Annotated in this window: 20 protein-coding genes; 14 read left to right on the top strand and 6 right to left on the bottom strand. The window is 34.7% G+C overall.

Features of this window, described 5'->3' with window-relative positions; genetic code table 11:
* Positions 1–34 precede the first annotated feature (34 nt).
* The 4 genes from ILS93_RS23065 (at position 35) to ILS93_RS23050 (ending at position 3049) form a co-directional block, all read left to right on the top strand.
* Positions 35–1210, top strand: coding sequence for a S1C family serine protease (locus ILS93_RS23065; protein WP_098103043.1), 1176 nt, complete (start codon positions 35–37; stop codon positions 1208–1210).
* Positions 1211–1263: 53 nt separating this feature from the next.
* Positions 1264–1449, top strand: a complete 186-nt coding sequence (locus tag ILS93_RS23060) for a CxxH/CxxC protein (RefSeq protein WP_001052827.1) — start codon at positions 1264–1266, stop codon at positions 1447–1449.
* A 59-nt stretch (positions 1450–1508) separates the two neighbouring features.
* Positions 1509–1988, top strand: a complete 480-nt coding sequence (gene rlmH / locus ILS93_RS23055) for a 23S rRNA (pseudouridine(1915)-N(3))-methyltransferase RlmH (protein ID WP_001027003.1) — start codon at positions 1509–1511, stop codon at positions 1986–1988.
* Positions 1989–2170: 182 nt separating this feature from the next.
* On the top strand, positions 2171–3049 hold the full coding sequence (locus ILS93_RS23050; protein WP_000713629.1) for a radical SAM/SPASM domain-containing protein: 879 nt from the start codon (positions 2171–2173) through the stop codon (positions 3047–3049).
* A 37-nt stretch (positions 3050–3086) separates the two neighbouring features.
* Here ILS93_RS23050 and pepF read toward each other — a convergent pair whose 3' ends face one another.
* The gene (gene pepF / locus ILS93_RS23045) at positions 3087–4904 is read right to left on the bottom strand and encodes an oligoendopeptidase F (protein WP_222661341.1); all 1818 of its coding nucleotides are present in this window, start codon (positions 4902–4904) and stop codon (positions 3087–3089) included.
* Positions 4905–5041: 137 nt separating this feature from the next.
* Positions 5042–6025: a GMP reductase gene (gene guaC / locus ILS93_RS23040; protein WP_064476017.1), complete on the bottom strand. Its 984-nt coding sequence runs from the start codon at positions 6023–6025 to the stop codon at positions 5042–5044.
* A 240-nt stretch (positions 6026–6265) separates the two neighbouring features.
* Here guaC and ILS93_RS23035 point away from each other — a divergent pair, with 240 nt between their 5' ends.
* Positions 6266–7297 (top strand): acyltransferase, encoded by a 1032-nt coding sequence (locus ILS93_RS23035; protein WP_064476018.1) that lies wholly within the window; start codon positions 6266–6268, stop codon positions 7295–7297.
* 187 nt (positions 7298–7484) lie between these two features.
* A complete protein-coding gene (gene dbpA, locus ILS93_RS23030; protein ID WP_064476019.1) occupies positions 7485–8930 on the top strand; it encodes an ATP-dependent RNA helicase DbpA in 1446 nt (481 codons plus the stop codon).
* A 42-nt stretch (positions 8931–8972) separates the two neighbouring features.
* Here the strand turns inward: dbpA and ILS93_RS23025 are convergent, their stop codons facing one another.
* Complete coding sequence (locus ILS93_RS23025; RefSeq protein ID WP_064476020.1) at positions 8973–9533, bottom strand: DUF1836 domain-containing protein; 561 nt, start codon at positions 9531–9533, stop codon at positions 8973–8975.
* A 164-nt stretch (positions 9534–9697) separates the two neighbouring features.
* Between ILS93_RS23025 and trhA the strand changes: the two genes are divergently transcribed.
* Positions 9698–10345 carry a PAQR family membrane homeostasis protein TrhA gene (trhA, locus tag ILS93_RS23020; protein WP_000995376.1) on the top strand — a complete coding sequence of 216 codons (648 nt, stop codon included), beginning with the start codon at positions 9698–9700 and terminating at the stop codon, positions 10343–10345.
* 222 nt (positions 10346–10567) lie between these two features.
* A complete protein-coding gene (gene galE / locus ILS93_RS23015; RefSeq protein WP_064476021.1) occupies positions 10568–11584 on the top strand; it encodes a UDP-glucose 4-epimerase GalE in 1017 nt (338 codons plus the stop codon).
* 177 nt (positions 11585–11761) lie between these two features.
* On the opposite strand, the gene ILS93_RS23010 is transcribed toward galE, so the two are convergent.
* The gene (locus ILS93_RS23010) at positions 11762–12163 is read right to left on the bottom strand and encodes a hypothetical protein (RefSeq protein ID WP_098111058.1); all 402 of its coding nucleotides are present in this window, start codon (positions 12161–12163) and stop codon (positions 11762–11764) included.
* A gap of 424 nt (positions 12164–12587) precedes the next feature.
* Here ILS93_RS23010 and ILS93_RS23005 point away from each other — a divergent pair, with 424 nt between their 5' ends.
* A complete protein-coding gene (locus tag ILS93_RS23005) occupies positions 12588–13178 on the top strand; it encodes an AmiS/UreI family transporter (protein WP_000542569.1) in 591 nt (196 codons plus the stop codon).
* A 105-nt stretch (positions 13179–13283) separates the two neighbouring features.
* The gene (locus tag ILS93_RS23000; RefSeq protein ID WP_222661339.1) at positions 13284–14165 is read left to right on the top strand and encodes an NAD-dependent epimerase/dehydratase family protein; all 882 of its coding nucleotides are present in this window, start codon (positions 13284–13286) and stop codon (positions 14163–14165) included.
* Between the two features lie 88 nt (positions 14166–14253).
* Here ILS93_RS23000 and sodA read toward each other — a convergent pair whose 3' ends face one another.
* Positions 14254–14880 carry a superoxide dismutase [Mn] gene (sodA, locus tag ILS93_RS22995; RefSeq protein ID WP_064476023.1) on the bottom strand — a complete coding sequence of 209 codons (627 nt, stop codon included), beginning with the start codon at positions 14878–14880 and terminating at the stop codon, positions 14254–14256.
* 217 nt (positions 14881–15097) lie between these two features.
* Here sodA and ILS93_RS22990 point away from each other — a divergent pair, with 217 nt between their 5' ends.
* Positions 15098–16168: a nitric oxide synthase oxygenase gene (locus ILS93_RS22990; protein WP_064476024.1), complete on the top strand. Its 1071-nt coding sequence runs from the start codon at positions 15098–15100 to the stop codon at positions 16166–16168.
* Positions 16169–16529: 361 nt separating this feature from the next.
* Positions 16530–18098 (top strand): BCCT family transporter, encoded by a 1569-nt coding sequence (locus ILS93_RS22985; RefSeq protein WP_064476025.1) that lies wholly within the window; start codon positions 16530–16532, stop codon positions 18096–18098.
* Between the two features lie 108 nt (positions 18099–18206).
* Here ILS93_RS22985 and ILS93_RS22980 read toward each other — a convergent pair whose 3' ends face one another.
* On the bottom strand, positions 18207–19505 hold the full coding sequence (locus ILS93_RS22980) for an MFS transporter (protein ID WP_222661337.1): 1299 nt from the start codon (positions 19503–19505) through the stop codon (positions 18207–18209).
* Between the two features lie 328 nt (positions 19506–19833).
* On the opposite strand from ILS93_RS22980, the gene lytS reads away from it, so the two are divergent.
* Both lytS and ILS93_RS22970 read left to right on the top strand, forming a co-directional pair.
* Positions 19834–21603: a two-component system sensor histidine kinase LytS gene (gene lytS / locus ILS93_RS22975; protein WP_064476027.1), complete on the top strand. Its 1770-nt coding sequence runs from the start codon at positions 19834–19836 to the stop codon at positions 21601–21603.
* On the top strand, positions 21581–22321 hold the full coding sequence (locus tag ILS93_RS22970) for a LytR/AlgR family response regulator transcription factor (protein WP_064476028.1): 741 nt from the start codon (positions 21581–21583) through the stop codon (positions 22319–22321). Before lytS ends, ILS93_RS22970 begins: the two co-directional genes overlap by 23 nt.
* Positions 22322–22380: the final 59 nt, after the last annotated feature.

The raw sequence follows: 22380 nt of genomic DNA, 5'->3' as shown, positions 1-22380 counted from the left end.
ATATAGTTGTTTTCAGGAAGATAGGTGAACAAATATGTCCTTTATTGATGAAGAAAATTACCGTATGAAACGTGCAAGAAAAAAGAAGCATAAAGGTATTGTTATTTCTAGTATAGCAGGAACAATTGTAGGAGCTTCGTTATTTGCATTTGGAGCTCCTTTATTTGCGAATGATGCGGGCGCGCTTCCACAAGCTGAAGCAAGTGGAAGTAATATGGCCGAAGCTCAAGGAATTAAACAGATTAGCTTCGTTGATGCTGTTGATCGTGCGTCTGAAGCTGTTGTTGGTGTTATTAATATTCAACGAGATAATTTTTCAGAGGCAGATTCAGAAGCTGGTACAGGATCGGGTGTAATTTATAAAAAGACAGATGGCCAAGCTTATATCGTAACGAATAATCATGTTGTTGCTGGAGCAAATCGTATTGAAGTAAGTTTAAGTGACGGTAAGAAGGTTCCTGGGAAAGTATTAGGAACCGATGTAGTCACAGATTTAGCTGTACTAGAAATAGATGCAAAGCATGTGAAAAAAATAATTGAGATTGGCGACTCTAATACTGTTCGTAGAGGAGAACCGGTCATTGCGATTGGAAACCCACTCGGGCTGCAATTTTCTGGAACTGTCACACAAGGCATTATTTCGGCTAAGGAACGTATTGTTCCTGTAGATTTGGATCAAGATGGACATTACGATTGGCAAGTAGAAGTATTGCAAACAGACGCAGCAATTAATCCAGGTAATAGTGGTGGTGCGCTTGTAAATGCCGCAGGCCAATTAATTGGCATTAACTCAATGAAAATTGCAGCAAAAGAAGTAGAAGGAATTGGACTAGCTATTCCAGTTACTAGAGCTGTTCCAATTATGAATGAATTAGAGAAGTATGGAAAAGTAAGGAGACCGTATGTTGGAATTGAACTTAGATCGTTAAATGAGATTCCAAACTATCATTGGTCAAAAACATTGCATTTACCAGGTAATGTAACAGAGGGAGTTTGCATTTTAGATGTGAAAAGTCCTTCGCCAGGTATAGATGCTGGTTTACGAGAACACGATGTGATTGTAGCAGTAGATGGAAAACCGGTTCGCGATATTATCGGATTCCGTACGGCCTTATATGATAAAAAAATTAATGATAAAATGACTCTTACGTTTTATCGTGGTACAAAACGAGCAACAACAACGGTTAAACTAGGCATTCAAAAGTATTAAAAACAGGAGGGCCTACCTCCTGTTTTCTATTGTAGAAAAGTGAGGTGAAGAATATGAATTTACCTTGTTGTTTAGAACATGTTGAATTGGCTTTAGATATTATTGTGGATGAGTGTGAAGTTGCACCAGTTATCAACAATGTGGATAACTCGGAAAAAGAGAAAAAAACATGTGAATTTTGTCAAAACGAGGCGACATATGTTGTATCGAACACAGATTCTCACACAATATGTGGGTAACAATTGTGGATATGTGGATAAGTTATGTGGATAACATGTTTGTAAGGTGGGGAATGAGTGTGAATATCTCGATTATTTCAATTGGGAAATTAAAAGAAAAATATTTAAAACAAGGTATAGCAGAATACTTAAAACGATTATCTGCATACGCAAAAGTAGAAGTAATTGAATTGCCAGATGAAAAGGCGCCAGAAAATTTAAGTGAAGCAGAAATGTTAATTGTAAAAGAAAAAGAAGGTATACGTATACTGGATAAAATTTCTGACGATACGCATGTCATTGCGTTAGCAATAGAAGGAAAACAAAAATCATCAGAAGAATTTGCAGTAAGCTTAGATCGTCTTGCTACATATGGAAAGAGTAAAGTTGCTTTTGTAATTGGAGGATCACTTGGACTAAGTTCAGAAGTAATGAAGCGTTCAAATGAATCTCTTTCTTTTTCAAAGATGACATTACCACACCAATTAATGCGATTAGTATTGCTTGAGCAAGTGTATAGAGCATTTCGTATTAATCGTGGGGAACCGTATCATAAATAAAATTACTTTTTGTATTTAAAAAGAGTAAAAAAGACCATTGGACAAAAACCACCGATGGTCTTTTAAACATTAATAGGTAGTACGAAGGTTTCCTAAAATAAGTATGTTTCTATTTCTAAAAAAGTGTGATGTAATATGAAGAGGAAAAAAGTATAAGTAGTCATAGAAGTGAGGAATTAAAGGTGAAGAAGTTTAAAAAGTTTTACTTGGAGATTACGAGTGTATGTAATCTTGCGTGCAGCTTTTGTCCGCCGACGGAAAGGCAGAAGCAGTTCATTTCTGTGGAGGATTTTGCGAAAAGATTAGACCAAATTAAACCTCACACAGACTACATTTATTTGCACGTGAAGGGTGAGCCATTGCTCCATCCAAAAATAGATCAATTGTTAGATTTAAGCCATGAAAAAGGGTTTAAAGTTAATATTACAACGAACGGAACGTTAATTAATAAGAGAAGGCATAGACTGTTAAATAAACCTGCGTTAAGACAAATGAATTTTTCATTGCACAGTTTTGATGGACATCCAGGTTCGCAAGATAAAGAAGGTTATGTAAGAAGTATACTTTCCTTTATTAGAGAGGCGACAAGTCAATCGGATTTAATTGTTTCACTTAGATTATGGAATTTAACTCAGGATAATAAAACGAATGCTGAAATCCAGAAAAATAGAGATTTATTATCTATCATTGAAAATGAGTTTGGTCTATCTTATCAAATCGAAGAGAAGCTTACACCAGGAAAAGGTATAAAAATTGCGGAACGTGTCTTTATTAATCAAGACTATGAATTCCAGTGGCCGGCATTACATGAAGAAGAGGATGACGGAAAAGGATTCTGTCATGGTCTTCGAAATCAAGCAGGTATTTTAGCGAACGGAACGGTTATTCCTTGTTGTTTAGATGGTGAAGGGATTATTAACCTTGGGAATATTAATAATGACTCATTTTCTAACATTATAGAAGGTGAAAGAGCAACAAACATTGTCGATGGATTTTCTAAAAGAGTTGCAGTCGAAGAGCTATGTAGGAAATGTGGATACCGTAAAAGATTTGGAAAATAAATATGAAACAAGCCCTCATAAAGCGAGGGCTTATTTTTTATTCTTGATAAGAACGTTCCAATTCATCAATTAAGGAACCGACGTAAGAAACAGCTTTACGTATTGCATCTGGTTTTGACATATCGACTCCGGCATGTTTCATTAATTTAAGTGGTTTCATCGTACCACCAGCGCGAAGTACATCTAACCAGCGATCAACGGCAGGTTGTCCTTCCTCTTTAATCATTTGAGCTACCGCAGTAGATGCAGTGAGGCCTGCGGAATAGGTGTAAGAATATAAGCCCATATAGTAATGAGGTTGACGCATCCAAGTTAAGCCAGCATCTTCGTCAATTTCTACCGAATTTCCCCAGAATGTCGAAAGTACATCTGTTTTTATTTCAGTTAAAGTTGTAGCTGTAAGTGCTTCTCCTTCTTCTGCTAGCGTATATACTCTTCTTTGATATTCTCCCTCAAGTAAGTGAGTAACAAAGTTATGATAATATGTGCCAAGTAGTTGCAGAATCACCCATCTGCGCATTCTCTTATCGTCAGTAGTCGCTAATAAATGCTGGGCTAATAGTAATTCATTCATGGTAGATGGCGCTTCAACAAAGTACATAGATGGACGTACATTCATAATACGCTGGTTTTTATTTGCTAAATAAAAATGACCAGCATGCCCAAATTCATGGGCTAATGTGAAGCATCCACGCATCGTATTTTGCCATGTAATTAAAATGTATGGATGAGAACCATATGGGCTTGAACAAAATGCTCCGGTTGATTTTCCTACGTTATCTGCAAGATCAACCCATCTTTCTTGGAATCCTTTTTGGATAATGGAACTATATTCATCGCCTAATACCTTTAAAGAATCTTGGATTAATTTACCAGCCTCCTTGTATGTGATGGTTGGATTAAATTCGGGATCTAAAGGTGCATGTAAGTCGCAGAACAGCATTTGATCGAGTCCTAATACTTTCTTTTTTAAACCTGCAAAACGGCGCATATGAGGCGCTAATTCTTTATAAATAATATCAAGTTGATTGTTATACATTTCAAGTGGAACTTGTTGAGGTTCTAAAAGCATATGAGTAACAGATTCAAATTTGCGTAAACGAGAGAGTGTTACTTGTTTTTTTACTTCAGTAGCATATGTTGTTGCCACTGTATTTTTATATCGCTTTAAGGTGGAAACAAATGATGAGTATGCTTTTCTGCGTATGTCTACGCTTGGAGAGAACTCATATTTGCTTTCAAATAATGAAAATGATACAGGGAGTTCGTTTTCTTTTTCGTCTTGTATGGAGGTAAAATCCATATCGGCTAATTTAGTCATACCGTAAATTTTGTATGGGGAACTATGTACTTCGCCAAGTGCAGCAAGAGCTTCTTCTGTTTCAGGAGAGAGCGTGTGCGGCCTTTTTTGTAGTATGTCTAGTAATGATTTACGGAAAGGTTCGAGTTTTGTTTCTTCAGCTAAATATTTTTCAATTGTTCCTTCGTCGAATGAGAGGATTTCATTATGGATAAAGGACAGTGCGGTATGTACTTTCGTCCATAAAGCAGCAATTTTGGAAGAGTTCGCTTGAATAATTGGATTTGTACGATCAGTGGATTCTTTTAAATTTGCATAGGAGTATAGTTTTGTTAACTCCATTAAAAGCTCTTCTTCTAAAAGTAGGCAATGTAAGAAGGTAGTGGCGCTAGTATGTAATTGTCCTTTAAACGCATCCAGTTTTTTTATATCGTTTGTTAATACACGTGATGCAGTTTCCCAATCTTTATCAGATTCGAATAAATCAGAGAGGTCCCATGTTAGTTCAGTAGGGACTTCTGCGCGAATATGGCGTTTCTCAATTACGTGTTTCATTTGTTATATCCCCCTTATTATAAGTATCTAAAAACATGATACTAGAAAATTCAGTAAAATGAAAATATTTTACATTTTTATACATGAAAAAGAAGGACAAGCATAAAAATGCTTGTCCTTCGAGTTAAATTTAAAAATTAATATACTTTATCACCGTTGAAAATAGAGTTTTTCACGACTACATAATCTACAGTACGAATTGAGTCTAATTTTGTTCCACCAGCGTAAGAGATAGAAGATTGAAGATCTTGTTCCATTTCGATTAAAGTGTCTTCTAAAGAACCTTTATGCTCAACGAACATTTTCTTACCTTCAACGTTTTTCTTCTCGCCTTTTTGGAATTCAGAAGCTGAACCGAAGTACTCTTTATAAAGTTTGCCGTCTTTTTCGATTGTTTCCCCTGGAGACTCTTCATGACCAGCAAATAGAGAACCGATCATAACCAGAGTCGCTCCAAATCGAATAGATTTAGCTACGTCGCCGTGTGTACGAATACCACCGTCAGCGATAATTGGCTTACTTGCAGCTTTTGCACACCAGCGAAGTGCAGCTAGTTGCCAACCGCCAGTTCCAAAGCCTGTTTTAATTTTAGTAATACAAACTTTACCAGGTCCAATACCGACTTTTGTTGCGTCAGCACCAGCGTTTTCTAATTCTCTTACCGCCTCTGGAGTTCCAACGTTTCCAGCGATAACGAAGCTTTCTGGTAAATGCTTTTTAATATGTTGAATCATGTTGATTACAGCATTAGAATGTCCGTGTGCAATATCAATCGTGATGTATTCAGGTGTAAGTTGCTCAGCAGCTAATTGTTGTACGAATTCATACTCGTCCTCTTTTACACCAACGCTAATAGAAGCGATTAATCCACGTGATTGCATATCTCTAATGAATGAGATACGTTTCTCTGGTTGGAAACGATGCATGATATAGAAGTAATTGTTTTCAGCTAAATAAGTTGCAATTCTTTCATCAATAATCGTTTGCATATTCGCAGGTACGACAGGTAATTTAAATTTATGTTTACCTAAAGTGACAGTTGTATCACATTCAGAGCGGCTGTTTACAATACATTTTGCAGGAATTAATTGAATATCTTCATAGTCGAATACGTTTTCCATCATTTACACCCCTAAAATACGAATATTTTATTTGTTTTGTTTAAAAATGTTCGTCCAAAAGATAATTTACATTATTTTCACTCATAAGTCAAAGGTTTTCATGTTTATATTTAAAAATTAAGGTTTAACTACGTATGTTGTAAGTTCATGTAATTAAAATGTGTTTAAACATAGTATTATTTGATGTAAAATTATGTTTGGGAAATAAAAGTTAAAGAGGTAAATTTAGGAGGGGTGCTAATGAAGCGCTTAGTATATATGGATTGGTTGCGTGTATTAGCAACAATCGCAGTGGTTACAATTCACGTTTCTGCTGGTTATGTTTCTATGTTAGATGCAAATAACGTATCACGCTGGATGGCTGGTAACTTGTTTGAATCGATTTCACGTGCGAGTGTTCCGATTTTTGTAATGATTAGTGGAGCGTTATTGTTAAAGGGGACAAAAGATATTTCAGTCGGGGAATTTTTACAGAAGCGTGCAAGTAAAGTAATTATACCTTTTGTAGCTTGGAGCGCTATATTTTATGCATATGGAGCATATGCAGGATATTTCCCGGCATCTTTAAAGCAAGGAATAAAGCACTTTTTAACGGATACTATTGGGGGACATTTATGGTTCTTATACATGATTGTAGGGATATATTTAATTACCCCGCTACTGAAAATCTTTGTGAAGAATGCTAAAAAAAGAGAGATAGAATACTTTTTAATTTTATGGATATATGCATCTGTAGTAGTCAATTTAGCGAAATATTATTATCCTATCAACTTTAATATTGAATTATTTTACGTTACAAACTATGTAGGGTATTTCTTACTTGGTTATTATTTATCCAATTACGATATTTCGAAAAAATGGAGAAATATCTCTTATATTGGAGGACTTGTAGGATTTATTAGCACATTCTTTATTACATATTACTATACAGTAAAAGCAAATGGACAGTTAGACCAGTTTTGGTACGGATATTTTGCGCCAGGTGTTGTATTGATGGCGATTGGATTATTTATATTTTTCAAATATGCTTTCCAAAAATCAGAACGAGAATTACCATTGTTATTCCGTTTTATAAATCAAGCAAGCCTTGGAATCTATATTCTTCACTTCTTCTTATTAAATAACTTGTTGTACATGGTTTTCCCAAAAGTAAATGAACGTGTACATGCAATATTGGCAATACCTATTAATGTAACGATTGCAATTGTTCTTAGTCTGGTAATTACGTTAGTATTACAAAGAATACCAGTCGTGAAAAAATTGGTTCCGTAAAAATGAATATAGTATAGATAGGGCAGACTTATTATTAAGGCTGCCCTTTCCTATTTTAAAATTATACTTAGATAAATTTAGGTTGAAACGAATTGAAAACAGTGGATTAATATAGTATCTTACTATAGTCTAAAGTGAGGTATGAAGAACATAATAGTTTAAATATAAAATCAAATGAGGTTAATATATGAGTGAAAAAAGCTTTAGTAATTATGCATTAAGTAAAGAAGTAAGACGAGCACTTACTGGTTTAGGATATGAGCATCCGACAGAAGTGCAAGGAGAGGTTATTCCAGTTGCATTGCAAAAGAAGGATCTTGTTGTAAAGTCGCAAACGGGAAGTGGAAAAACGGCTTCGTTCGGAATACCACTTTGTGAAATGGTAGAGTGGGAAGAGAATAAACCACAAGCATTAGTTTTAACACCAACGAGGGAACTTGCTGTTCAAGTGAAAGAAGATATTACGAATATAGGGCGATTCAAAAGAATTAAAGCTGCTGCAATTTATGGTAAATCTCCATTTGCACGTCAAAAATTAGAGTTAAAGCAAAAGACGCATATTGTAGTGGGGACCCCAGGACGTGTGTTGGATCATATTGAAAAAGGGACCCTTTCTTTAGATCGATTGAAATATTTAGTGATTGATGAAGCAGATGAAATGCTAAATATGGGCTTTATCGATCAAGTAGAGGCCATTATTGATGAATTACCTACAAAAAGAATGACAATGCTATTTTCAGCAACCCTACCGGAAGATGTTGAAAAGTTATCCCGTACATATATGAATGCACCAACTCATATTGAAATTAAAGCAGCTGGGATTACAACAGATAAAATTGAACATACCCTTTTTGAAGTAAGGGAAGAAGAGAAGCTTTCACTTCTTAAGGATGTAACTATGATTGAAAATCCAGACAGTTGCATTATTTTTTGTCGTACACAAGAAAACGTAGACCATGTATATAGACAGCTAAAACGAGTTAATTATCCTTGTGACAAAATACACGGTGGTATGGTGCAGGAAGATCGTTTTGAAGTTATGGATGATTTTAGAAAAGGAAAGTTCCGTTATTTAGTAGCAACTGATGTAGCTGCGAGAGGAATTGATATTGATAATATTACACATGTTATTAATTACGATATTCCATTAGAAAAAGAAAGCTATGTACACCGTACTGGAAGGACGGGACGAGCTGGTAATAATGGAAAAGCTATTACATTTATAACGCCTTATGAAAATAGATTTTTAGAAGAGATTGAGGAATATATCGGATTTGAAATCCCAAAGGAACTGGCACCTTCAAAAGAAGAAGTTATAAAAGTGAAAGCAGTATTTGAAGAAAAAATATATGCTAAACCAATTATAAAGAAAGATAAAAATGCAGACCTAAACAAAGGAATTATGAAATTGTACTTTAATGGCGGAAAGAAAAAGAAAATTAGGGCGGTAGATTTCGTTGGTACAATTGCTAAAATTCAAGGTGTTTCTGCTGATGATATAGGTATTATTACAATACAAGATAATGTTTCGTATGTTGAAATATTAAACGGAAAAGGACCACTTGTTTTAAAGGTTATGAGAAATACAACGATAAAAGGTAAACAATTAAAAGTTCATGAGGCAATTAAGTAAACAAAAAAACTATCCACTTTAACAGGTGGATAGTTTTTTTATTTAAGATTCTTTTAAATCATCAATCAACTTCTCAGCTAAGCGTCTATACATATTACTCATTGACACAAATGATGTTAGTAATAAAAATTTCTCTAGATTCGGATCTTCTAAGGAAGAAATTTCACTTACTTCTGAAACACGGTTATTTACGTCTTGTGTAAAGCTTTCGACGTTGTTTTCGGTAAGAGAAAGATAATCTTTATATAGTATATTTAATTCGAATGAATCATCGTTTAATAAGGATTCATTTATATTTTCTAAGGAGCTTTTTATGTCATTAATGGAAAGGGCTCCTTTTAATTGATAAATTAAGCTGATTAAAATCATATGTTCTTTTGAGTATTTTTTATTTTTGATTGGAATAAACAGTTTTCCTTTTGCGTAATTGTTAATCATTGTTTTTGTTAATACTTTTTCATCATCGGTTCTTGTTGTATCCGCATAAGTATTTTCAAATAATTGGACAACCTGGTCTACATACAAATCGACATTTGGAATATCCTCAAGCGTAATGTTTTTTTCTAAATGTAATGTTTCAAGCAATTTATTTATATTTTCCACGTAGAACCCCTCACTTTTATAACTTAGTGGAGCATAATGTTTAGTTTATCTCTAAATATGGTATTACGAAACAAATGAATTGTAAATGTTGACCTCTAATAATAATGCGTATATAATTACATGTAGTTATAAAAACTACATGTAATTATATGAGGGGTGTATATATGAATGCTTATGTAAGAGAACCGGTTAATGCTTTTACCCACTTGGGAGGAGCTGTATTATCATTTATTGCATTATTAGCTATGCTTGTAAAAGTTTCTATTAAGATGCCATCTTTTGCGGCAATTACAGCTGTTATTTTGTTTGGCATCGGAATGATGGTTCTGTATACAGCATCAGCTGTATATCATAGTGTTGTAGCCAGTGAACGTGTTATTTATTTCTTTCGGAAGCTTGATCACTCTATGATTTTTATATTGATTGCAGGTACATATGCACCATTTTGTTTAATTACATTACATTCCGCAAACGGTTTATTATTATTTTGTTTAGTTTATGCAACTGCCATTTGTGGTATTGTTTTTAAAATGTTTTGGTTTAGTTGCCCGAGATGGTTATCAACAGCAATTTATATTACAATGGGCTGGTTAATTGTTCTGTTCTTTGCACCGTTAGCTGCTAACTTAAGTGCAGGAGGTATCGTGCTTCTAGTGCTTGGAGGCATTCTTTATACAATCGGTGGATTTATTTATGGAACAAAGCCAAAGTGGTTAGAGTTTAAACATATGGGGCATCATGAAATTTTTCACGTTTTCGTGTTATTGGGAAGCCTTGCCCACTTTTTAAGTGTATATTGCTACGTAATTTAACAATATGAAATTTTCGAGTGATTATTATTTTTCTTGATTAATAAAAAAGATATAAACACATACGTATGTTGAAGAGCTTCATAACTTAAAAGTTATGTGGCTCTTTTTTATATAAATAATAATTTGAAATAAATATTCTAAATTATCAGTCTTTTGTGGTAGGATAGATGTGTATTTAGGTTATAAAATTTTATAATTAATAATAAGTGGGGGACTATATATATGGCGATACTTATAACAGGTGGAGCAGGATATATTGGTAGTCATACGTGTATAGAATTATTAAATAATAATTATAAAATTATAGTCGTAGATAATCTTTCAAATAGTTCAATCGAGTCCTTAAATCGAGTAAAAGAAATAACAGGAAAACAATTTGAATTTTATAAAGAAAGTGTTTTAAATCGTGAAAAAATGAATGAGATTTTTTTGGAAAATAACATTGAAGCGGTTATACATTTTGCTGGATTTAAAGCAGTGGGGGAATCTACTACAATTCCACTTACGTATTATTATAATAATATAATAAGTACAATCATACTATGTGATGTGATGCAGAAACATAATGTTAAAAAATTTATTTTTAGTTCATCTGCAACTGTATATGGAATTCCAAAAACATCACCGATTACAGAAGAATTTCCGCTGAGTGTGACAAACCCGTATGGGCAAACAAAACTAATGATTGAGCAGATTATGCGTGATGTAGCAAAAGCTGATGATGAATGGAGTATTGCGTTACTCCGTTATTTCAATCCCTTCGGAGCACATAAAAGTGGTCGTATTGGAGAAGATCCAAATGGGATTCCGAATAATTTAATGCCATATGTAACGCAGGTGGCGGTAGGTAAGTTAAAGGAACTAAATATATTCGGAAATGATTATCCAACAAAAGACGGGACAGGTGTCCGTGATTATATTCACGTTGTTGACCTTGCAAAAGGACATGTAAAGGCACTTGAGAAAGTACTTGAGACGAAAGGAATAGAGGCATATAATCTTGGCACAGGTAAAGGGTATAGTGTGTTGGAGATGATAAAGGCTTTTGAGGAGGTTTCAGGTAAAAAAATACCTTATAAAGTGATAGGGCGTCGTCCTGGTGATGTAGCAGTATGTTTTGCTGATGTATCTAAAGCGAAACGAGAATTAGGATGGGAAGCGGAATATGGGTTAGAAGAGATGTGTGTAGATTCTTGGAGATGGCAGGTAAATAATAAAAATGGCTATCAAATGATTTAAGGTAGTTAGTAAAGCATTCTCTTATTATTTTGTAGGATATGTTATGTATATAATAAATTGTATTCTTTATTATGTTGCTTGAGGTCAGTAATATGTTCAATTTAGGAAAGCGAATGTAATAAAATATTACTGACCATAGCATTTGAATAGCAACTGGTTCTATAGAGGAAAGAACTCTTAATGAATGCGAACAAGTTGTTTATGATATACAGTATTACCTTCTTGGCTTGTATAAGGCGGCAAGCTTCTTCCGAAACAATTTGCAATAATATTGGAGTGAGGGGGGGAAGAAATACGAATTTCATACAAATTAATAGCTTCATCTAAATTAGCATAAAATACTGCTAGGTTGTTACCTTGTAAAAGGTATGGGAATTCTACCACTGTATCTTCACCAATGAGCACAGGTAATTTTACAGGATTAGAATAGTTAGACCAATCCCACACTTCTATATTTACATAGTGTGCGTAATATGCATCTAAATTTACAATATTTATTACTGCTGAAACTGTTGCAGGCTCTCTTGTTAATACACCTGTTGAATGAATAACAGATTGGTTTGGATAATGAAGAGGCATAAATATCAGACCTTTCTAATTTAATATGATTGTACAACATTCTATGCAGATCATTGATAGAAGGAGATAGGGAAAATGCATTATTATATCAACTTTTCATAGAAATAAAAAATGTAATATGGAAGAGTATTCTAATACTTGTATCATTGTTAAAGTGCGTTTATAATCAAATAATCCTATTAGCTTTTAATTAAGTTGTGTATTATTGAAAGCGTTTTTATTATATGATACATTTCGATTGACATCATTACTGTATGACATGTATGAAAAGGTTTTTTTATTGTTTTTTAAGGTAGGAAGTCTGACTTGTTTTCAAAAAAACTTTGTATGTAGTTGTAAGTAAGAAGGAGAATAAGGAATAATATAATTTTTACAAGACGGGGAGGGTACAGTGTGAAAATGTAAGGTTTTCACATGAGGATATATGGGGTACGTAGGATTATTACTTTCGGGTGCAGCTTTATTTTTAAATAGTCTTGTTATATTAGGGAAAGCAGAGATGAAAAGTGCGGGTGTTTTTAATTTATTTGTGGGTGCACTACAAATTATTATTCCGTTCTATTTGATCATGATTTCTGACCAAAGCAATTGGACAGTGTATTCATATGCAGCTACTTTCTTATTTGGATTAACCTATTTATATGTAGGTGTTACCTTTATAAAAGGAATGGATAGTAGCGGTTTAGGTTGGTTTTGTATTTGGGTAGCAATTATAGCTTTATTCTATATGGTTGTTTCATTTGTTCAATTTCACGATGTTGTTAATGCATTAACGTGGTTTATGTGGGCATTACTTTGGTATTTATTCTTTGTATTAAATACACAAAAGAAGAATATCAATCAATATCTTGGAAGAATTGCCTTCGTACAATCATGGGTAACATTGACGTTGCCTTCACTCTTTTACTTTATGGGAGTATGGGGAGAGGGATTCGTATATGAACTATGGGTTTATGTATCCGTAATTTCTATTTTATACTTCTGTTATTGTATTTATAAATATCGAGTACGTTAATATATTTTCTGTAGAAAGGCATGGAATCGTTAAACGAATTCCATGCTTTTTCTATATTAGCATTTATAATAGAGAGGTAGTATTTTACAATTTATCAAAGTGGGGATGATGAAGTTGAAAAAAGTATTGGTGCTAGGGGGAACAAGATTTTTTGGTAAACATTTAGTAGAAGCACTTTTGCAAGATGGACACGATGTAACAATTGCGACGAGAGGGGTTACCGAAGATCCTTTCGGTAGTGCAGTGAAAAGGCTGATTGTAGATAGAGAAGATGAAAAACAATTAGCAGAGCGTCTAGAAGATAAAAGTTATGATATCGTATACGATAATTTATGCTATAGCTCGAATGCAGCGAAGATAATATGTGAAGTGTTACAAGGAAAAACGAAGAAATACGTTATGACATCTTCAATGGCTGTTTACGAACCAGCAATAGGCTTGTTAGAAGAGAACTTTAATCCGTACGAGTATGCCATTACATATGGTAGTAGGAAGGACTTTACTTATAGTGAAGGCAAGCGATTAGCCGAAGCTGTTTTACTTCAACAAGCAATATTCCCAGTTGTTGCAGTACGTTTTCCAGTTGTTATTGGAGAAAACGATTATACGAAAAGGTTACAATTTTACGTTGAACATATTGTGAGGCAAGAACCTGTCGCCGTGAATGATCTAGATGGTGAGTTGTCATTTATACATGAAAAAGAAGCAGGAGAATTTTTAGCTTGGTGCGGGATGACGGATATAGAAGGGTCAATTAATGCTTGTAGCAATGGGGTAGTTTCTACTCGAGAAGTTATTCATTTCATAGAAGAAAATATAGGAATAAAAGCACTCGTTCAAGAAGTAGGAGATAATGTAGCGCCTTATAATGGAGTGATTAATTGTACATTACATAATGGAAAAGCTAGTGAATTAGGATTCCGGTTCCGGGAGTTGAAAATAGAAATAGAAAAAGTATTACGGTATTACATACATGCAATGAAATAATCATAAATCCCCCGGTGGCAATCCGGGGGATTCTGGAGGATTTCGACAATACTAATTTTACATTACCAAATTTACCTTATGCGCACGACTAATGTGTTTGTGATTGAATTGCTTGTAAATACTTTTCATTTACCCGGTCCCAGTTCACCGTATGCCACCAGTTGGTAACAAATTCTGGACGCCGATTTTGATACTTTAAATAATAGGCGTGTTCCCATACATCGATGACGAGTAATGGAATTTTACCTTCTTGCAAAGGTGTATCTTGATTGGGTGTACTCATAACGGAAAGTTCCTCACCGTCCAGAACAAGCCATCCATAGCCACTTCCAAAACGACTAATAGCTGCTTTGGAAAGTTGATCTTTTAAGTTGTCAAAGGTATTGAAATAATAATCAATTACTTTTGCAACGTCTCCATTAGGCTCACCGCCACCTCGCGGGCTCATTAATTCCCAAAAAAGACTATGACAATAATGTCCACCACCGTTATTTCTGACAGCTGTAACAATTTCTTTTGGTAAAGTTTCTAAATTACATAGTAACTCTTCTAAAGATTTATTATGTAATTCCGTATAGTTTTCTAAAGTGGCATTCAAGTTATTTACGTATGTTGCATGGTGCTTTCCATGATGAATAGAAAGCGTGTTGCTATCGATATATGGCTCTAGTTCATCATAGTCATATGAAAGCTTTGGCAATTGAAATGAAGACATAACATTCCCTCCTTTCTTATTAAAAAGTTGGTCTAGGTAAAAACAATTTACCTGAGTCAAAAATACACCTATTTTTTATACAAGTCAATAGTAATCTCTTTAATTTTCTGAAAAATATTACAATAAAAGTAACACTTCGACTTTCATTTGTGACTCTTATTCTTTTTGCTTATACTGTAAAGTAGTAACGTTTTGTTGAAATAGAAGGAGATCGTTTATGAGTAAAACGAAACAATTAATAGAGGAAGCGAGTCATTTTATTACGGTTTGCTATAAAGAGCTTAATAAAGAACAATTCATAGAAGAGAGAATAAAAGAAATTCAAGTTGAGATAGAGAAGACGGGGACGTATGAGCATACATTTGAAGAACTTGTTCATGGATCACGAATGGCATGGCGCAATAGTAATCGATGTATCGGAAGACTATTTTGGAGTAAGATGCACATATTAGATGCACGTGAAGTAAATGATGAGGAAGGTGTATACAATGCATTAATTCATCATATTAAATATGCAACGAACGATGGGAAAGTTAAACCGACAATTACAATTTTTAAGCAATATCAAGGTGAAGAAAATAATATACGAATTTATAATCACCAATTGATTCGGTATGCAGGATATAAAACAGAAATGGGAGTGATTGGTGACTCTCATTCCACTGCGTTTACGGATTTTTGCCAGGAACTTGGATGGCAGGGAGAAGGTACGAATTTCGATGTATTGCCACTTGTTTTTTCTATAAACGGGAAGGCACCTATATATAAAGAAATTCCGAGAGAAGAAGTAAAAGAAGTGCCAATTGAACATCCAGAATACCCGATTTCGTCACTTGGAGCAAAATGGTATGGGGTTCCAATGATTTCAGATATGCGCTTAGAAATTGGCGGTATTTCTTATAAGGCAGCTCCGTTCAATGGATGGTATATGGGAACGGAGATTGGGGCTCGTAACTTAGCGGATCATGATCGCTATAATTTACTTCCGGCTGTTGCGGAGATGATGAAGCTCGATACATCGAGAAACGGTACGTTATGGAAAGACAAGGCACTAATTGAGTTGAATATTGCTGTATTACATTCCTTCAAAAAACAAGGAGTTAGTATTGTGGATCACCATACTGCTGCACAACAATTTCAACAATTTGAGAAGCAAGAAGCAGCATGTGGACGGGTTGTAACAGGCAATTGGGTGTGGCTCATTCCACCGTTATCTCCAGCTACTACTCATATTTATCATAAACCGTATCCGAATGAAATTTTGAAGCCGAATTTCTTTCATAAATAAAATTTAGTATAGTTTTTTTATGCAAATTATAATTTTTTTTAATTACTGTTACGTAGCAAATGGAAGCCTTTACTCTCGGTTATTTTTGGAAGGAGCTTTTTGAACCAAGGAGTTCCTTATGTTATAATCAAATTTCTGTTTCGAAGACCTTATAGAAATATAAGGTCTTTTGTTTTGCTTTTTTATGTAATAGGAATAGAAATTTTCTTTTAAATAAGGGATTTAGCATATTTTTAGGGACAACATAAGTGTGTAGAAAATTGATGAATTATTATGCTTATATAATCATTGTGTTTTGGGTGTAAACAATAAAACATAATAAAGTTGTTTTTTTAGATTGCTGAGGAAGGAGGAAGTGTAAATGAGGATGAAGAGTCGAAAAACGGATTGGCCTGTATTTCTTATTAGTGGTGGCTCGCTTTTATTATTTGTAATTGCAGTTATTTTAAATAAAAGTTACGTAGAGGGAGCCATTAATAGAAGTTTTGCAGCTTCAATTAAATATTTTGGTGCCTTTTGGCAGGTTTTATTAATTGGTACATTTGTTGTTGCAATGTGTATGGCGTTTTCAAAATATGGGAGAGTTAAACTTGGGGGGCTAGAAAAACCTGAGATTAGTACGACAAAATGGCTCGCTATTATTATGTCTACATTACTTGCTGGAGGTGGCGTTTTTTGGGCAGCCGCAGAGCCGATGTACCATTTGATGACGGTGCCACCAATACATGAAGGTATAACTGCTGGAACGAAAGAAGCGGTAATGCCTGCTTTAGCACAAAGTTATATGCACTGGGGTTTCCTGGCTTGGACGATTTTAGGTACAATTAGTGCGGTAGTTATGATGTACGGACATTATCATAAAGGTATGCCGTTAAAACCTCGAACGCTTTTATATCCTATTTTTGGAGAGAAATTGCGAAAGAGTTGGCTTGGAACAATGATTGATGTGTTTGCCATTATTGCGGTAGCTGCAGGGACAATTGGTCCAATTGGATTTTTAGGACTACAAGCAAGTTATGGGTTACAAGCATTGTTTGACATTCCTGATGTGTTTACTACTCAATTAGCCATTATTGTTTGTGTAGTAGCTGTTTCTACTATATCTGCGGTAACAGGAATTGATAAAGGGATTCAAATTATAAGTAATTTAAATGTTAGATTAGCAGTTCTATTAATGGTATTTGTATTACTATTTGGACCAGGTGGATTTATTATCGATTCATTTGTTTCTTCGTTTGGATTTTATATAAATGAATTTATTCCAATGAGCACATATCGTGGTGATACAGCTTGGTTAGGATCGTGGACAATCTTTTTCTGGGGATGGTTTATTGGATATGGACCGATGATGGCAATTTTAGTGAGCCGAATTTCAAGAGGAAGAACAATCCGAGAAATCATCGTTGCAATTGGAGTTATTGCACCTATTATTACAACGTTTTGGTTTACTATACTAGGGGGATCAGGTGTGTTTTATGAGTTAATGAATCCTGGTTCTATCTCGACCGCATTAAGTGAATCTGGTATGCCAGCGGCTATGATTGCAATTACAAAGCAACTGCCACTATCTAATATTATTGGACCTGCATTTCTTTTATTAACAATTTTATTTGTAGTGACAACAGGAGATTCAATGGCTTATTCGATTTCAATGGCAGTGACTGGAGATGGAGATCCTAGAATTAGCTTACGAGTTTTTTGGTCGCTTATTATGGGTGCAGTTGCAGCGATTCTTTTATACATGGGTGAGGGAAGTATTAACGCCTTACAATCCTTCATTGTAGTGACGGCTGTTCCGGTATCTATTCTGTTATTCCCAATGCTATGGTTAGCGCCTAAAGTTGCAGGGGAATTAGCCTTAAAACAAGGTATTGTAAAAGAAGAAGAGAAAACTTCCTTCTTGTTCCAAAAAGCTAGTAAATCAAAATAAATAATTGTATTTATATAAGAAGAGGAAGCATTTCATTTGAGATGCTTCCTCTTTACTATTTATTTAACTACTTTTCTAGAAGGGGATAGTACCCTGTACAGTTTCAATCTATTCTAATACTTTATCTTTCGTCTCTGGGACACATAATAGCATTGTAACTAAACCGATTGGATAGATAATGAAGATGAGAGATAATGCTCCCATTAAATTACCACCTGCAGCAAGTAAGCCGATAATAACAGGTCCAAATCCAGCTAACCCACGTCCTGTACCGAAAATAAAGTTCTCTGCTGTCGAGCGAGCTTCAGCAGGATAGTTTTCAGCTAAAACTGCTCCGAATCCCCCCATCATGCCATTGGTAAAGAATCCAAGTAGTGCACTTCCCCATAACAATGATGTTGAGTTTGTGAATAAGAAGAAGTAAATGAGACAGTATATAGTACCACCGACATAATAGATTGTAAAAGTTTTACGGCGGCCAATTTTATCGGCTAGAATACCAAAAGTTGCAATTCCAATTAACATGCCGATTGTAGAGATGAACATCCAACCGCTCGCTTTTGCTAGCGTGTAATTATATTTATTTGCTAAAATAGTTGGCATCCAAGTAAAAATCCCATAATATCCGAAGTTCTGGATGAATGACATAATAATAAGACCAATGGTTGTTATCGTTACTTTTTTATTGGCAAATAACTTTCGAAGTGGGAACTTTTTTATTTGCTTTAGCTGTTCTGCCTCAGCGGTTGTTAAATGACCTTCAGCTTCTTTTTGTAACAATTCTTTTTTGTATCGTTGTTTTTGTTCCCATATTTTCGGTTCACTTAAACTTTTGCGAACATAGACAGCTAGTAGAGCGGGAATGAGTCCAAATAAGAAAACCGCTCTCCATCCGAAATGTGGGACGATAAATGCTGGAAGGAGTGAAGCGACTAGTACGCCAAATTGCCATCCAAGTGCAACTACGGATGTCGCCTTAGCGCGCATTTCTTTAGACCATGTTTCAGTTACGATGGCCATTCCAATCCCAAATTCACCACCAACTCCCATTCCAACTAAAAAGCGAAGAATTAATAATTGCCAATAATCTGTTGCGAAATAAATAAGTGCTGTTGCTAGTGAGAATAGTAAGATTGTAAAGGCCATCGTACGGATACGCCCAAATAAATCAGCAATAAATCCAAATAAATAAGACCCGATTAACATTCCTATTGTGGTAGCTAATGTTAAGTTTCCACCTTCCACAGGGCTTAAATGAAATTCTTTTAAAATGTAGACGAGTACGAAAGATAAGAGCAACATATCTAAACCTTCTGCTGCATATCCTAGCGCAGAACCAAACAATGTTTTATATCTTTTTTCCTTCGTTTCCTCTGTTGTTGATTGTACATCAGTAGTGACGTTCATCATTACTCCTCCTTATTTTCTTCTACAGTCGCTATGGAAGAATAACAAAAGGCCTTCTCACCTGATATGATGAGAAGGCCAAAAAAGCATACGTATCCCTAAAAAAGACCATACGTATAGTATATTCCGACTTCCTTCTCAACCTCACGGGGTTGGGTTAAAGGACTGTATTATATTACTTTATTTTTAGCACTCTTCTATTAGATTGTCAAATAAAGAGTGAATTGTTATGTGTAAAATATTTCAAAAGATACTTCATTCTCCTTGACGCCCACTTCATTATTTTCCCATAATAAAACTAACTCATATAAAAAGGAATGAATCACAGATGCTAAATTTAGTACTTATGATGATTGAACGTGTCGGACTTATTGTTATTTTAGGATTTTTACTTTCTCATATTAAAACGTTCAGGCGCCTTCTTCATAGACAAGATGGGTATGCAGATAAGCTTAAGCTTATTTGTATTTTTTCAGTGTTTACAATTGTCAGCAATTACACGGGAATTGAAATTGCAGGGAATACAATTATGAATGAAAATTGGCTACAAGGTGTTTCTTCATCGAGTACAATCGCGAATACACGTATTATGGGTGTTGGAATTAGTGGGTTACTTGGTGGGCCTATCGTTGGAATTGGAGTAGGATCGATTGCGGGTATTCATCGTTATATGCTTGGCGGGACGACAGCGCTAAGTTGTGCAATTTCATCAATTTTAGCAGGTGTTATAACGGGGTATATTGGATACATTTTCAAAAAATATAATCGTGCAACTACGCCTAAATTTTCAGCAGTTTTAAGTGTGTTTATCGTTTCTTTAGAGATGATTATGATTTTATTAATTGTAGAGGATGGGATTAGTATCGTGAAAACAATTGCGATACCAATGATTCTTGTGAATAGTTTCGGGAGTTTTATTTTACTTTCTATGATACAAGCTATTTTGCGCCAGGAAGAAAATGCGAAAGCTTTGCAAACACATAAGGTATTACGAATTGCTGATAAGACATTACCATATTTTCGCCAAGGATTAACAGAAGAGTCTTGTAAACATGTGGCACAAATTATTCACCGTTTTACGGGAACGGATGCGGTATCCTTAACAGATACAGAGAAAATATTAGCTCACGTTGGATTAGCATCAGATCATCATATTCCTTCACACAGTTTAATAACAGGTTTATCGAAAGAGGTTTTACATACAGGGAAAATAATGAAAGCGAAATCACGTGAGGTTATTAATTGCCAACATGAAGGCTGTCCTCTGCAAGCAGCTATTGTTATTCCATTAACTTCACATGAAAATACGATAGGGACATTAAAACTGTATTTCAAGAACCCTAACCAGTTAAGTCGTGTTGAAGAGGAACTAGCAGAAGGGTTAGCAAAAATATTTTCCACGCAGCTTGAATTAGGTGAAGCTGAGTTGCAAAGCAAATTATTACAAGATGCAGAGATAAAGGCATTACAAGCACAAATTAACCCGCACTTTTTATTTAATGCGATTAATACAGTATCAGCTTTATGCCGAACAGATGTAGAAAAAGCAAGGAAGTTATTATTACAGCTTAGCGTGTATTTTCGTTGTAATTTGCAAGGGGCACGTCAGTTATTGATTCCGCTAGAACAAGAATTAAACCATGTACATGCATATTTATCATTAGAACAAGCACGGTTCCCAAATAAGTATGAAGTGAAGATGTACATGGAGGAAGGGTTAAAGACGACTTTAGTTCCACCATTTGTACTTCAGCTATTAGTTGAAAATGCATTGCGCCATGCTTTTCCGAAGAAACAGCCAGTATGCGAAGTGGAAGTGCATGTTTTTGAAAAAGAGGGCATGGTTCACTTTGAAGTAAAAGACAATGGACAAGGAATTGAGGAAAAACGTTTAGAACAATTAGGAAAGATGGTAGTTTCGTCAAAGAAAGGGACTGGAACGGCTTTATATAATATTAATGAACGTCTAATTGGGTTATTTGGGAAAGAAACGATGCTTCATATTGAAAGTGAATTAAATGAGGGGACAGAGATTACTTTTGTTATTCCCAAAAAAGCAGGGGAGGAAGAGCGGATTGTTAAAGGTATTAGTAGTTGACGACGAAATGTTAGCACGTGACGAACTAAAGTATTTATTAGAGAGAACGAAAGAAGTTGAGATAATTGGTGAGGCGGATTGTGTAGAGGAGGCATTAGAAGAGCTAATGAAAAACAAACCAGATATTGTTTTTCTAGACATTCAATTATCTGATGATAACGGATTTGAAATCGCAAATATATTAAAGAAGATGAAAAATCCCCCTGCAATTGTTTTTGCTACTGCCTATGATCAATATGCATTGCAAGCATTTGAAGTAGATGCGTTAGACTATATTTTAAAGCCATTTGATGAAGAACGTATCGTACAGACATTAAAGAAATATAAAAAGCAAAAACAAATAAAATTAGAAACGAAACAAGAAGTAAAGAGTGTAGACGTAACGACCGAGATGCATAAATTAGCATTACCAATTGAAGAATCGATTGTACTCGTGAATATTGAAGATATTATATATGTAGGACTTGTGGACGGAAAGGTGACAGTAAAAACGACGAGAGAAACATATGTAACACACGATACACTTGTAATTTTGGAAAAGAAGTTGCCGCAAGCAAGTTTTATGCGTGTCCATCGCAGTTTTATTGCAAATATTAATCATATTACAGAAATACAACCATGGTTCAATTCTACATATAATTTAATTATGAAAGAAGGATCGAAAGTACCTGTTAGCCGTACATATGCAAAAGAACTCAAAAAGCTGCTTCGTATTTAAGAAGTAGCTTTTTGTATTTCATCTGCCTATTTTTGTAACTAATTTTGTATATTTGACGT

Source organism: Bacillus sp. 16GRE42 (assembly GCF_019837435.1).
In the GTDB taxonomy this organism is placed as follows: domain Bacteria; phylum Bacillota; class Bacilli; order Bacillales; family Bacillaceae_G; genus Bacillus_A; species Bacillus_A wiedmannii.
The sequence above is the reverse complement of the archived record's forward strand: the minus strand, read 5'-3'. Positions and strand labels throughout refer to the sequence as shown.

What these genes read in the sequence shown, in the direction of transcription:
- ILS93_RS23065 (WP_098103043.1), top strand. Translation starts at nt 35, where the DNA reads ATGTCCTTTATTGATGAAGAAAATTACCGTATGAAACGTGCAAGAAAA.
- ILS93_RS23060 (WP_001052827.1), top strand. Translation starts at nt 1,264, where the DNA reads ATGAATTTACCTTGTTGTTTAGAACATGTTGAATTGGCTTTAGATATT.
- pepF (WP_222661341.1), bottom strand. Translation starts at nt 4,904, where the DNA reads ATGAAACACGTAATTGAGAAACGCCATATTCGCGCAGAAGTCCCTACT.
- guaC (WP_064476017.1), bottom strand. Translation starts at nt 6,025, where the DNA reads ATGGAAAACGTATTCGACTATGAAGATATTCAATTAATTCCTGCAAAA.
- ILS93_RS23035 (WP_064476018.1), top strand. Translation starts at nt 6,266, where the DNA reads ATGAAGCGCTTAGTATATATGGATTGGTTGCGTGTATTAGCAACAATC.
- dbpA (WP_064476019.1), top strand. Translation starts at nt 7,485, where the DNA reads ATGAGTGAAAAAAGCTTTAGTAATTATGCATTAAGTAAAGAAGTAAGA.
- trhA (WP_000995376.1), top strand. Translation starts at nt 9,698, where the DNA reads ATGAATGCTTATGTAAGAGAACCGGTTAATGCTTTTACCCACTTGGGA.
- galE (WP_064476021.1), top strand. Translation starts at nt 10,568, where the DNA reads ATGGCGATACTTATAACAGGTGGAGCAGGATATATTGGTAGTCATACG.
- ILS93_RS23010 (WP_098111058.1), bottom strand. Translation starts at nt 12,163, where the DNA reads ATGCCTCTTCATTATCCAAACCAATCTGTTATTCATTCAACAGGTGTA.
- ILS93_RS23005 (WP_000542569.1), top strand. Translation starts at nt 12,588, where the DNA reads ATGGGGTACGTAGGATTATTACTTTCGGGTGCAGCTTTATTTTTAAAT.
- ILS93_RS23000 (WP_222661339.1), top strand. Translation starts at nt 13,284, where the DNA reads ATGATGAAGTTGAAAAAAGTATTGGTGCTAGGGGGAACAAGATTTTTT.
- sodA (WP_064476023.1), bottom strand. Translation starts at nt 14,880, where the DNA reads ATGTCTTCATTTCAATTGCCAAAGCTTTCATATGACTATGATGAACTA.
- ILS93_RS22990 (WP_064476024.1), top strand. Translation starts at nt 15,098, where the DNA reads ATGAGTAAAACGAAACAATTAATAGAGGAAGCGAGTCATTTTATTACG.
- ILS93_RS22985 (WP_064476025.1), top strand. Translation starts at nt 16,530, where the DNA reads ATGAGGATGAAGAGTCGAAAAACGGATTGGCCTGTATTTCTTATTAGT.
- ILS93_RS22980 (WP_222661337.1), bottom strand. Translation starts at nt 19,505, where the DNA reads ATGAACGTCACTACTGATGTACAATCAACAACAGAGGAAACGAAGGAA.
- lytS (WP_064476027.1), top strand. Translation starts at nt 19,834, where the DNA reads ATGCTAAATTTAGTACTTATGATGATTGAACGTGTCGGACTTATTGTT.